General features: G+C 43.8%; 9 protein-coding genes. 3 read left to right on the top strand and 6 right to left on the bottom strand.

Going from position 1 to position 13,283, the window contains the following annotated elements:
* Positions 1 to 83: 83 nt before the first annotated feature.
* From ACM0OZ_RS04325 to ACM0OZ_RS04305, 5 genes are all read right to left on the bottom strand, one after another.
* On the bottom strand, positions 84 to 1,775 hold the full coding sequence (locus ACM0OZ_RS04325; protein ID WP_414581583.1) for a tetratricopeptide repeat protein: 1,692 nt from the start codon (positions 1,773 to 1,775) through the stop codon (positions 84 to 86).
* Positions 1,776 to 2,790: 1,015 nt separating this feature from the next.
* Positions 2,791 to 3,486 carry an SAM-dependent methyltransferase gene (locus ACM0OZ_RS04320; protein WP_414581582.1) on the bottom strand — a complete coding sequence of 232 codons (696 nt, stop codon included), beginning with the start codon at positions 3,484 to 3,486 and terminating at the stop codon, positions 2,791 to 2,793.
* A 196-nt stretch (positions 3,487 to 3,682) separates the two neighbouring features.
* Positions 3,683 to 4,801: an iron-containing redox enzyme family protein gene (locus ACM0OZ_RS04315; protein WP_414581635.1), complete on the bottom strand. Its 1,119-nt coding sequence runs from the start codon at positions 4,799 to 4,801 to the stop codon at positions 3,683 to 3,685.
* A gap of 215 nt (positions 4,802 to 5,016) precedes the next feature.
* Positions 5,017 to 6,870, bottom strand: a complete 1,854-nt coding sequence (locus tag ACM0OZ_RS04310) for a peptidoglycan D,D-transpeptidase FtsI family protein (protein ID WP_414581581.1) — start codon at positions 6,868 to 6,870, stop codon at positions 5,017 to 5,019.
* 107 nt (positions 6,871 to 6,977) lie between these two features.
* On the bottom strand, positions 6,978 to 7,679 hold the full coding sequence (locus ACM0OZ_RS04305; RefSeq protein ID WP_414581580.1) for a hypothetical protein: 702 nt from the start codon (positions 7,677 to 7,679) through the stop codon (positions 6,978 to 6,980).
* A gap of 478 nt (positions 7,680 to 8,157) precedes the next feature.
* Here ACM0OZ_RS04305 and ACM0OZ_RS04300 point away from each other — a divergent pair, with 478 nt between their 5' ends.
* The 3 genes from ACM0OZ_RS04300 to glgB all read left to right on the top strand — a co-directional run bounded on the left by ACM0OZ_RS04300 (position 8,158) and on the right by glgB (position 11,649).
* Entirely contained in the window at positions 8,158 to 8,442 is a 285-nt protein-coding gene (locus ACM0OZ_RS04300) for a hypothetical protein (protein ID WP_414581579.1), read from the top strand.
* A 401-nt stretch (positions 8,443 to 8,843) separates the two neighbouring features.
* Entirely contained in the window at positions 8,844 to 9,161 is a 318-nt protein-coding gene (locus ACM0OZ_RS04295; protein ID WP_414581578.1) for a hypothetical protein, read from the top strand.
* A gap of 199 nt (positions 9,162 to 9,360) precedes the next feature.
* The gene (gene glgB / locus ACM0OZ_RS04290) at positions 9,361 to 11,649 is read left to right on the top strand and encodes a 1,4-alpha-glucan branching enzyme (RefSeq protein WP_414581634.1); all 2,289 of its coding nucleotides are present in this window, start codon (positions 9,361 to 9,363) and stop codon (positions 11,647 to 11,649) included.
* Positions 11,650 to 12,469: 820 nt separating this feature from the next.
* On the opposite strand, the gene ACM0OZ_RS04285 is transcribed toward glgB, so the two are convergent.
* The gene (locus ACM0OZ_RS04285) at positions 12,470 to 13,276 is read right to left on the bottom strand and encodes a hypothetical protein (RefSeq protein WP_414581577.1); all 807 of its coding nucleotides are present in this window, start codon (positions 13,274 to 13,276) and stop codon (positions 12,470 to 12,472) included.
* Between the last annotated feature and the right edge of the window lie 7 nt (positions 13,277 to 13,283).

The following is a 13,283-nucleotide window of genomic DNA, read 5'->3' as shown; positions in this document are numbered from 1 at the left end:
ATCAAATTAGAGATTTTTGTAAGAACTCTAGCCAAGAGTCAAAAACTCCACAGGGAAATGAAATATCTAAACGTAATTTCTCATCAGCCGTCCTCACTGGATAGTTTAGGTAACTGCTCAATTGCTTTTGACCACACTCTTTTGTAATCTTCAATTGCACCACTGTAGTCTTTTAGTTTAGATCGGGCATTACCCCGGCTGATATAAGCTTTAGCATCGTTGGGATGAATCCGCAGAAACTGCGTGTAATCTTCAATTGCGCCGCTGTAGTCTTTTCGCTTAGAGCGAGCATTAGCTCGATTGATATAAGCTTCACCATCGTTGGGATTCAGCTCTATAGACCAAGTGTAATCTTCAATTGCACTACTGTAATCTTCCAACTCACAATAAGCATTGCCTCGGCTAATATAAGCTTTGGCATCCTTAGGATTCATCCGCAGGTACCGAGTATAATCATTGATTGCACCAATGTAATCTTTGACCATTAAGCAAGCATTACCCCGGCTGATATAAGCTTGTGCATCCTGAGGATTCATCCTTAAAGATTGTGTGTAATCTTCAATTGCACCACTGTAATCTTCCAAATCGCAACGGGCATTACCCCGGTTAATGTATGCTTTGGCATTATCAGAATTTAGCCGCAATTGGGTGCTATCTTCAAGCTCATACTGACCATTCTCTATGGTAACGTAAACTTCGTCATCGTTAGAGTTAACGGGCAAAAACTGGGTGGTATTCTCAATTTCGTCGTTATAATCTTCCAACTCAGATTCAGTATGAGCCTGGCTGATATTGATCTCAGTCTCAGCGTAATTGGGATTAAGCCCTAAGGAGTGGGTGTAGTCCACAATTGCTTCTCTTTTGTCAAGCCCAGGGTTGATAAACCGAATGTCATTAGGAATGGTATAGTCAGGATTAATCTGCATACTACTGCTGTAATCCGCGATCGCTCCCTTGTAGTCTCCAAGTTCAAAGCGGAGCAGCCCCCGATTGCAGCGAGCTTCGACATCGTTAGGATTAAACTGTAGGTACATATCAAAGTCTATCATTGCACCTTTGTAGTCTCCTAGCTTTTGACGGGCAAGCCCTCGCTGATAGTAAGCCTTAAAACCATTGGGATTGAGCCGCAGGAACTCGTTAAACTCTGCAATGGCTCCTTGGTAATCTCCTTTTCGAGCCTTTTCCTCTCCTCGGCGATAAAACACTTCGACCACATCGTACTGACTACGAAGCTGTGCTGCCGCCTGCTGTCGTTCGATGATAGTGCGTGATAGAGTTATAGCATTACGCCGCAACTCAAGTTGTGCTATCACCTGATCACTCAATACTCGTAGTGCTTCTATCTGTTCGAGACTCAAATCTCGGGGCACTATGTCAATCACGCATATGCTTCCAATCCCAAATCCCTCCGGTGTAATCAGGGGTGCGCCAGCGTAAAAACGAATGTTGGGATCGGAGAGTACCAAAGCGTTGTTTGCAAACCTAGAGTCTGCTAACGCATTCCTGACAACTAATGGTTTTTGTTGCAAAATCGTATAAGCGCAGAATGCGAGATCCCGGCTTGTTTCAGGTGCTGCTAAACCCACTTTCGATTTAAACCACTGCCGATTTCCATCGACAAGGCTAATAATCGCAATTGGGGTACGACAAATTTGTGCAGCTAAGAAGGTAAAATCGTCGAAGACTTTTTCGGCAGGAGTGTCCAGAATTTGATACTGGCTAAGTGCATTGAGCCTAGCTATTTCATTGTCAGGCAGTGGCGGTTGTGGGTTCATCTTTTTGCTAAACCTCTGAAAGCTGGTTTGATAGAGCAAATAACATGGAGACGCACCTTCTTAACTCAACAACAGGTCGTTCTTCTTAATTAGTATCCTGTAGTGTCTGCTTTTTAACGAGTGAGGAACACTCAATCTACTAATCTGTTAACCGAAAAATAATCGCTTATGGCAGGCACACCGGATATAGGGAGTGAGCGACGCAAAGAGAGTTTTTGAAAGATATTATTACTTGCTGCTAAAGCAGTTACACTCATCTCGTCTTAAAAACCAGCTCCAATGATTACTCATTGCGGATCTAGTACCCAAAGCAAATTGTAGCAAATCATACTCAAGACATTTTGTAAAAGCCCTAAATATTTTACATCTACTTTGAGATAGAGTTTGAGTTGTGAGTGTTGTTTATGGGCAATATTAATTTATATAATCATTTTTAAACAACTTTCAATTTTTGTAAATATTTTGACTGAGTAAGTATAAAATCTTAAGAAATAAGGCTTTCCATCAATAAGGGTTTAAGAAGAACAAGAGAACACAGAACACAGTAATCAGAATACCCCACTGATGAATCCGGGGGAAATAAGTGCGGAAAAACGCGCGTTGGTCTCCAAAGGATTTATCCGGGGGCTTTATACCAATACTCAGTACAGACGCCCTAATTAGGGCGTCTGTACTCTTAATTCACGACGAGAAAAGCGCGTTTAACAAAAGAACTCAGAACTCAGGAGTCAGAATGGCTCCTGTACGACTGGCGGATGAGTAAAGGGGTTTAAATAACGACAACAGCAGGGTGTCTACAATTGGTTTGGTGCTGCACCGATCCAATTGATTCTGAATTCTGAATTCTGTCTTCTGACTTCTTCTTCAATATTCTGACGAATGATTCTTTCTTGGTGAAATTACCAACAAGCGTATTGCAACGACTGCTCAAAAGGACGAATGGACTTGGATCTCCCCCTGGCTTTTTATAAAAACGAGCGATATTCGTGTTTTTATAGCCGGGGGATGAGTTAATTTACAAACTTGTCATAACTTGAGCTAACTCATTAGATAAATCCACGCTCTTATCTTGAGACTGTTGAAATAAAACACCAGCTAAAAAGTAATAATCGCCAGAATAAAAAGCCATTTTGTTTTTTCGTAATTCCTCTATGTGGTTTTTAACTTTTGGCTCGGAGCTATAGTAACCAAATTTTAAAGGTAAAACTATAAAATTTGTCACACGGTAACCGTTAGATATTGCATGATGAATTGTACTTTCTGGGTTAGAAAAACTGGAGATTAAAAGTAATACATTGTCATAACCTAATGATAAGAGTTCGTTGGTAACTGTTGCGCCATCTATGCCACCAAATAACAATGGCATATAAATTTCCTTATCGGGGGCGGGGAGATAAGGAGGATTAGCAACTAGATACTCAGCTTCTGGTTGAGAAGACTCAAACAAACATGAATTATGAATTATGTATTTATGACCAAGATTATATTCATCGATTGTTAAATTTGCGGTTTTCCAAGCAGAAGTATTTAATTCAAATCCATGTATGACACCATCAAACTTGTTTCTGAGTAATGAATTAATAACAGGGCTGCCATCTCCTGAGCCAAACTCAACGACACATTCAGATTCTTGACAATTTCTCAGAACCAAATTTTCCAAGCAGTTTGAGTAAAAATTGGATTCCTCAGGGCAAAAGAAGATCTTTTTCATTTGATTATCATTAATTCCAATATTTTTGAACAAAGGCAGGCAGTGCGCACCCTAGCAGCTACCCTTAAAAAGGCAATAAAAAACCGTTCCTTTAGCAAGTCATCTGTTACTAAAGGAATAAATGGCTATGTGAATTACCAGTAGATTAGAAATGCAAAATTACGAATGCTGTTGGTCTACCATTGTGAACTTTGAATTATGAATAACTTAATGTGGCTTGTTCTGCTTCACGTATCGACTGCACAACAGCAAGAGCCGCGCGATCGCCCATGAGCTTCTCCTGGTCGTACCCCAACACCAGTTCCCAGGCATCATTGGGATACATTTGAGCCAAAGGTAAAGCCACATCATCCAACATCCAACGTCCGTGGCGTTCGTCTTCCCTGATGTGCACTTCCCAATAACTCATTGCCGCGTTAGAGAGTCCCAAGCGCTTTGCTGCTGCAACATAACTTCTGAAAGCCGCTGGTACTGATAACTCGAAATACGTCAATCCACCGTTGTAACGCAGGAAATAGCGCTTGCGTTCACTTATCAGATAGCTATTATTGGAACAAGCCAGAAGTTCCCAAGGGATGAAATCGAAGTATCCCTCTGGTTCGGTGTTCATCCCAAACTCGTTGAGCATTTGAGCAAAAAACGTAGAATGCTTGCGAGATAAGCGACCGTTCCCGTACTCTTCCTGAAAGACTCGCATCAGCGTACACTGTACTGCATTAGCAGCGCCACCCAGAATGCGCGGAAGGTGACTGCTTTCCACCAAGCCTTCAAATGAGCCAATAGCTAGCAAGTGACGGTAGCCAACCTCACTCATTTCCTCCTGGATGTAACGACTGTTTTCCGACAAAGGCGGATCTAAATCCTCAGCACAACGATCAATGAGAGCTTGCTTAACATCCAATTGTTGCAATGCAGCGACATCAATTTGTGCGAGTTCCCACTCTTGCCAAGCCGTCTCAATTTGGTCGCGCACCTTATACAAGTAAGGAGAACGCTCGTTGACGTAGTGGCGTAGGTCATCGTACCAAAACAGATTTAACCGATTGATGCGATATAGTATGCGCTGGAGAAAGCGGTGAGCGGCACCATCACCAGCACCATTTCGATAAGCATCAGGAATTGCCACAGAGAGTGCGCGTTCAAACTCACTGTTTAATGCAGGCTCTGCATCTAGTTGTTTGTCCAAATTCTCTGTTGCAAGCAGTTCTATAAATTGCTGCTCAGCACGCTCGTAGTTTATATCTATATTTTCTTTTATCTGCTTACTCTTTGTTTCAACCTCGGGGAGAGGAGACATCACTAAATTGCTGTGCATGGAATACTTGGTTACTAAACGCAGGCGTGAAACTGTTTCCACCTATACTATTTAGATTTCCATTAAGCAAATTTAAGTACATCTCCCGTTGGTGATAAAGAAAAATTAACTTATTGATTAAAGATTTCAGTCCACAGACGCACAGGGAGGGAGGGAGAGGAGGGAGGGAGGGAATGCGTGAATGAGCGAATTGATTTCCCCTGCTCCCCTGCTCCTCACGGCTGCGGACTGGCAGGTGTTTGAGTTATTGGTTTACTCGGTGGAATCTGTTCAATGGTAATCAGTGCTTCCATGACTGACTTAGCAATGGGTGCGGCTACAGTACTACCATAGGCATTTTCTCCTTTTGGGTTATCAACCAATGCTAATACGACGTAGCGGGGCGATTCTACAGGTAAGATACCGACGAAGCTGGTGATTTTAGCTCCGTTGATATAACCACCAGCGCGACTGGCTTTTTCGGCTGTGCCGGTTTTGCCTGCAATGCGATACCCAGGAATTTGCGATGCTCTTCCTGTGCCGTCATCGACTACGCTTTCCATCATCTCTACCACCTTTAGGGTGGTTGTGGGTGAGAATATTTGGCGGGGAATAGCTCGATTGGGTGAATAGTGAACCTGCCCTTTAGTGTCTATCAGCGCCTGGACTACGTGAGGTGTGACCAATTTGCCCCCATTGGCTAAAGCTCCGTGCATTTGTACCAGTTGCAACGGTGTCAGTGAAAAGCCTTGACCAAAGGAGGTTGTTGCTGGTTCAACTGGCGTGGCAAGAAATTCTTCCTGACGTTTTAGCTGACTGCTTACAGTGAAGGGTAAATCGGTATCATCAACGCTTTGCCCTAGCCCCAAGCGTTCCAGCCAACCGTAGTAGACTGAAGGCTGCAATCTTTGGATGATTTGCACCATGCCTATGTTGCTCGAGTGTTGCAGAATTTGAGCGATGTTGATCCGCCCGTAACGTTTGTTTTCAGCATTCCTGATTGTTCGGTCAGTTACTTGAATGTAACCGGGGTCATTAAACACATCTTCAGGTTTAATGACGCCAGCTTCCAAAGCGATCGCCACATTTAAAGGTTTGAACGTTGAACCTGGTTCATACAGATCTGCTACCGTCCAGTTTTTAAATAGAGAGATATCGGCTTTAGAATATTCATTTGGGTTATAAGTGGGCTGAGAAACTAAGGCGAGTAGGGAACCATCCCACGCGTCCATAACAATGACTGCTCCTCGCTTTGCCCGGTACTTTTGCATTTGTTCTTTAAGGGCAAAGCGGGCAACTCTTTGCAGGCGGTTATCTATAGTGAGTTGCAGCCGCATATCATCAGAATTAAGAAAACCCTCTGGAGCATAATCTGGCATCAGCGCCCCGTTACCCGCGCGGCTGAGCCGTACCGTCTGCATAGTACGTTCTAGCAGCTTTTCTTGGCTGTATTCCACACCAGCCTGACCGCGACGGTCAAGATTCACATAGCCTACCACTTCTGCAACCAAATCCTGCTGTGGGTAGAATCGCGAGTATTTTTGAATTAACTCTAAGCCATTGAGCTGGAATGAAGAAACGCGATCGGCAATTTCTTCTGGTAATGCCGAGGCAAGTGTGATCCCGCTTTTTTTACTTTCAAACTTTTTTTCTAACTCAGCAGCGTCTTGAGCCAGTATTGGCGCAAGCTGTTCTGCCATCTGGTGATTAGACTTTTCAAAGAGTTTGGGATGGGCGTACAAAGTATACACAGGACGGTCAATTGCCAGCAAATCCTTATTGCGATCGACCACTGGGCGACGGGGCACAAAAGGTCGCAAATTCACCATTTGCTGGTTTCGCGCCTTTTGTGTGAGCTTTGGTCCGCGCACGATTTGCAGGTTGTACAAGTTAACACCCAGCCCTACGCCAGCCGCAATCAGAAAGCTCCAAACAATAAACAGTCTGAATTTGGTGTTGGGTCCTTGCTCTTGAGTCTGGTCAGGTTTGGTGTTGAACTGTTGTCTCGAACCCTTTTGCTGTCGCCTGGTAAATTCTGGTTTGGGAAATTTAAACTTTCTAAATTTTGTTCTGCTTGGTGACTTTTGCATGAATATAGTCCTTTGTCCACCGCTCTGCGGAGTCCAAAGTGAAAAGTCAACAGTCTAAAGTTATTATTTTTGGCTTTTGACTTGTTACCTTCACTTTTGACTTTTGACTAATACCCCACTGGATTGGAGGTTTGCTGTTGTATTTCTGAATTTGGCGTTTTGTTAAGTACTGGGTTAGGCTCAACAGGTGCTCTCTTCAAGAAAAGCATCCCTGCGGGAGTTGGCGATACCAGTTTAGCTGGTGGGCGTTCTGCTTCTTTCGCCATTTGGTTTTTTAGCACCTCGTTGGCTGTCATCAATTGGCGCTCATGACGGTACAAGTTTTGCAGCTTGCGGGATGCCTGACTCCACAGTTGTTGGGAATATACAGTCCAACCATAAACCACAAGCGTCGTAGCGACTAACAAAAACGCCATAATTGAAGAATGACGATGTAAGGCGAAAAGGCGCAGCAACCACGAAGGGACAGACTCAGCAGATGGCATCACAGGGACGCTTGAGGCTTTTTGTTTGCTGGGATCTGGCACGGATGTTGTTTGTGTCTTGGCGCTGGATGCTTCCCTTGCCATCTGCCGTGCAGAAACTGATAAATTTTTGGACGAATGCCTTTGTTTTCTAGAGGATACTGATGTAGACAAGGCAGGCAGAACGGCTTGGCGAGTTCTGAACTGCGGTGTCTGTGGAGCATTTTCTGGTGGTTGAGTGGACTCTTTTTGTCGGGGAGCAGAGCGACGTTTTCTGCTACTTCTCACTCCTGTCCGGAACCCACTGCCCGTTGCAGAAACATCTGATTTGCGAGCAACAGCCATAATTTTTTGGATAGAAAATACTTTATTCTAGATGATTGTCTGTTTTTACTCTCGTTATTATTGCCTTTCGGGCAATAACCAACAAATACACCCTACACCCAATCAATATATTCTGATAGGTAGGCGCACCAATCTTCCCATTCCCAAGAAACTTAGTTTCACAGAAGAAATCAGATTTATTGGCAATGAATAGAATTGCCACTGAACACTCAAGGTGTTCAGGTATCGCATTTATAAAGTATGGCAATGCATTGCTACTATAAGCAAGAGGCGTGAAAAAAAAACACAATTTTTGCTATGATATCGCCCTTAGTGACTTAATTTGCTAATACTACCCTGAACGATTGAGTGACTTTACAAGAAGCGAAAACATTTTGCTTAAATCTGTCATCTCAAGTTGCTTAAAAAAAAGCAACAAATAAGGTATCGTAGTCAACAGGCTAAAATTGTACTTGCCGCAATTGGTGAAAGAGGAGTTATGAAAATAAAAATCCTTAGTTTTGCTTTAATTTTGGGTCTGGCAGCAGCTCTCGGAGCCTGTGATAGTGGTGGTGGCGGCGGCGAAGCTCCTGGAGGCGCTGGGGGCGCTGGGGGTGCTGGAGGTGCCGCTACTTCACCTGCTGAACCAGCAGATACTGGCACTACCCCTCCCGCTGGTGGTGCAGCTAGCCCTGGTGCTGGTGGCACCACAGCTACCCCTGGTGCTGGTGCGGGTGCTGGTGGCGCAGCTAGTCCTGCCGCCACTCCAACCAAGTCCCCCTAAATAGCAGTCTCAAAACAGCCAAAACAGGTTGTTGCAGCGCGTCTCACTACATTGGTTGAGTTGATCCTCCCAAATTTCCACAAAGTAGATGGCTGAGTTTTGAGAGTGCATAAATTAGTCACGCTCACTGACACTTTGTCTTGACAATTCCCTGTACTCGGTTTCTCGTCTGCAAAAGTGATCTGGTAGCAACCTTGAGCTTGCCAGATCTTCACAGCAACTTACCCAAGAAACCCGGTTTCTCTGTGAAACCGGGTTTCTTTATAGCTAAGCTATTGGGCAGGTGAGGGAGATGGGGAGCTCTTGAGCAGGGGAGAATAATTTTGGACTGTTGACAAATGACAAATGACAAATGACTAATGACTAATGACTGATGACTCATGACTGGGGGGAGAGAGAAAATGACAAGGGTGATAAGATTTCTGGTTTTAACAGTCTGTACTAGCATATTGGTGGAGCTAAGCAGTCATTGGGGGGCATTGGTCATGGCATTACCGCCACAAGAAGAGATACCAGAAGAAATATTGCGAACCGAGATTATTACAACAGCGCGATCGCCTGTTGATGGTAAGCCTTTGAACGCTGCCGAATACGCTCAATTGCAGGCTCAGTTGCAAAAAAGCCCACCCCCAACACTTGATCCCCGAATTCAGGATCAAGTTTTTCTGCTGCGACTCCGTAAAACCTTGCTTCAGCTTTTCCCCTTTCTCAATATTTGAAGCGTGTATGAATCAAAGAATTTACTACATTTCAGACTCCGTACCTTACGCAAGGTAAAGCGCACTCCTCCAAAAGGACTCCCTCTAAGGTACGATGACTCTGGCGACAAAATTGCAAATAAATGTAAAGAATATATATATATGTTTTACAAAGCAAATTTACTTACCCACTTTAGTCAACGTAGCTAGCTGCATGTCTATGACCACGATCGCCCCCGAACAGGTTAACCGCATCATTTGGAATCAACATCAAGATCCGTTTGAAGTACTCGGTGCCCACCCCATAGAACAGAATGGCAAAAACGTCTGGGCTGTGCGAGCCTACCTACCAAATGCGAGTGCGGCTTGGGTCATTCTTCCTGAAGAACGGAAGGAATACCCAATGGAAACGGTGCATGATCCCCACTTTTTTGAATGCACTATAGAAATAAAAGAACTGGCAAACTACCAGTTACGGATAAAAGAAGGGGAACACGAGCGAGTCATGTATGATCCTTACGCTTTCCCTTCTCCCCGGCTGACTGAATTTGATTTGCACCTGTTTGCCGAAGGTAACCATCACCGGATTTACGAGAAACTGGGAGCGCACCCGACAGAAATCAACGGTGTTAAAGGCGTTTATTTTGCCGTCTGGGCACCCAACGCCCGTAATGTTTCAATCCTGGGAGATTTCAATAACTGGGACGGGCGCAAACACCAAATGCGAAAAGGACACACTGGCATTTGGGAATTGTTCATTCCCGAACTTGGTGTAGGAGAGCATTACAAATACGAAATCAAAAACTACGAAGGACACATTTACGAAAAATCTGATCCTTACGGTTTTCAACAAGAACCTCGCCCCAAAACCGCATCCATTGTAACCGATTTGGATGCCTACACCTGGAGTGACGAAGACTGGCTGGAAAAACGGCGTCACACCGATCCCCTCACTCAACCCCTTTCAGTTTACGAACTACATTTAGGCTCTTGGTTACACGGCTCTAGTGCAGAACCACCCAAATTGCCCAACGGTGAAACCGAACCTGTCGTTACTGTTTCAGAACTTAATCCAGGCGCACGTTTCCTTACATACCGGGAATTGGCAGAACGGCTCATTCCCTACGTCAAAGATTTGGGATACACTCACATTGAAGTGCTGCCCGTTGCCGAGCATCCCTTTGATGGCTCCTGGGGTTATCAAGTCACTGGGTACTACGCCCCCACCTCGCGTTTTGGTCGCCCAGAAGACTTTATGTATTTCGTTGACCAGTGCCACAAAAATGGTATTGGGGTGATTGTAGATTGGGTTCCCGGTCACTTCCCCAAAGATGGTCATGGTTTAGCATTCTTTGATGGCACCCATCTTTACGAACACGCCGATCCCCGCAAAGGCGAACACAAGGAATGGGGGACTCTCGTGTTCAATTACTCCCGCAACGAAGTCCGGAATTTCCTGGTAGCAAATGCCCTGTTCTGGTTTGACAAATTCCACATTGACGGCATTCGTGTCGATGCTGTCGCCTCCATGCTTTATCTCGACTATTGCCGCGAAAATGGAGAATGGCTTCCCAACCAGTACGGCGGCAGAGAAAACTTAGAAGCAGCGGACTTCCTGCGTCAGGTGAATCACAGTATCTTCAGCTATTTCCCTGGCGTTGTCTCAATTGCCGAAGAATCCACCGCATGGCCGATGGTATCTTGGCCCACCTACACTGGAGGACTGGGCTTTAACTTGAAGTGGAACATGGGCTGGATGCACGATATGCTGGATTACTTCAGCATGGACCCATGGTTCCGCCAGTTCCACCAAAACAATATCACCTTTAGTATGTGGTATCACCACAGCGAGAACTACATGCTTGCCCTGTCTCACGATGAAGTGGTGCATGGTAAGAGCCATATCATCGGCAAAATGCCTGGGGATAGATGGCAGAAGTTGGCAAATGTGCGTTGTTTGTTCGCCTTTATGTTCACTCACCCAGGTAAGAAAACCATGTTTATGGGCATGGAGTTTGGGCAGTGGAGTGAGTGGAATGTCTGGGGTGACTTAGAATGGCAGCTATTCCAGTATGAGCCCCACCAACAGCTCAAAGAGTTTTTCAAAGAACTAAACCATCTTTACCGCTCCCAACCAGCTTTGTACACCCAGGATTTTGCACGCGAAGGGTTTGAGTGGATTGACTGTAGCGACAACCGCCACAGCGTCGTTTCTTTTATCCGTCGCGACAAAGATTCTGATGATTTCGTTGTTGTGGTTTGCAACTTCACACCCCAACCCCATTCCCACTATCGCATCGGTGTACCTCAGCCAGGATTTTATACTGAGTTGTTCAACAGCGATGCTCGTCAGTATGGCGGTAGCAACATGGGCAACTTAGGTGGTAAGTGGACGGACAATTGGTCATTGCACAATCATCCCTATTCGCTGGATTTATGTCTGCCACCCTTGGGAGTATTGATTCTCAAGTTGGATAAGCAGAAGACAGCAGAGGTGATTGAATCTTAAGTAAGGAGGGTGGGCGATGCCCACTCTAAATTTGGCGTTGCTGATTACAGCGCTTTTCAAGTAAATAAACCACGTGGTAGGGGCACGGCAATGCGGTGCCCCTACGAAAATCTGTGGTTCAATTAACTGAAAATAGCTGTAAGAGTATGAATTTTGTTTCGCGCAAAGGCGCAAAGCCACAAAGATTGTATTTTTTAGATTTTTGCAATATTTTGTTTCATAGCTAAATGACACTGTTGGCGAATTCGGAAACGGCTATACTCGGTTAGTTAATTCAGCAATGAAACGATTAAGAGCTTTAAGTGCCGTTTTGTATCCAGTGGCTTGCTTACCTAACTTCAGTTCAAACAAAATGTGATCGCGTAAAGTTTCAAGTGCTTCCAGTTGAGGTAGTAAGGTGGCTGACCTTTTTTGATACCCCTTGTCCGGTATAATACACGGTTGAAGGGTTCGGTTTTCCGTGTATTACATGGTAGATTTTGTGATTCATCTCGTGTGATACTTGGTAGAGTATTTTTCCGCACAATTTCTTCTAAGTAGTCAGCCTTAGTTAAACCAGTTTTTTCAACTCAGATTTACATTATGGTTCAGAAAATAAACTTTCGCTCATATTTTGATGCAGAGTTTGATTTTGCTTTTGACTAGAAAGCTTGAATTGGCGTTACAAGCGTGCTCGGTTTATGGTTCAGAATTTTTCTCAAATTATAATTCAAAGCACAAGGGCTAATGTTGAAATGGGATTTCGCAGGCATTCTACAGAGGGTGAAAATTTTGCTAACAAAGCAAAAGCTGAGTAAAACATTAATTTTGAATTGATTACCTACCTTATAGGTGAACGGTATCGCCTCCATAAACGCCTCCAAATTAAAAGCACTAAAATAGCAATAATAAATCCACCCAGAGTATATATACCCTTAGTTATTGGCATTAACCACCAAGGTTCTTGTGGGGTTGTCTGTAGTGTCGTACTTAGCTTTAAATTGGATAACTTTATCAGGGAAGACCTAACGGGGTTATTATTTTTTTCACCTAATCCTGGTAGAGCGGCAACAAACGAGCCAAAAGCCCATCCTCCAGCTAACAGGGTAACGAAATTTTGAAAGTAGCGATCGCGTTCGGCTTTTTCTACTTCAACTCGACTACGAACAGCGTTAATAGTATCCGATAGTAATTTTAAACCTCGCTCTAGATTTTCTGAGTCTTTAGTTATTTGCAGCCGATATTTATCTTTAACTAAGAGACTAAATTCTGTTAAAAACTTTAATTCCGTTTCTAAATTTACTATAATTCTGGTTGCTTTCTGTTTGATTCTATCTAATCGTTTTTCATAATTGCTTAAATTAATATCTATCGTGCTACCTTGAAAGTCTAATATAGTTAATTCTTTTGTATATTCATTAAGTAGATTTTGCACATTTATTAGCATTTGATGCAGTGTATTTAATTCACTGTCTTTATTTCTAACTTGTTCAATCGAATCACTACTAGATTGGATTTTGCTGAAATAAGCTTGCAGAGAACTTTTTAACAGACGACTTTGGCTATAAGCCCAAAATATTTTGTGTCTATAATAAAATAATCGTATCCAATCAGAATAAAATTTTCCAGATAGATTTAAGGTTGGCAAGAGAAGC

The sequence above is a fragment of the Scytonema sp. PCC 10023 genome, from assembly GCF_963920835.1.
GTDB lineage: Bacteria > Cyanobacteriota > Cyanobacteriia > Cyanobacteriales > Nostocaceae > Kalymmatonema.
This window is presented reverse-complemented; position numbering and strand designations above follow the sequence as displayed.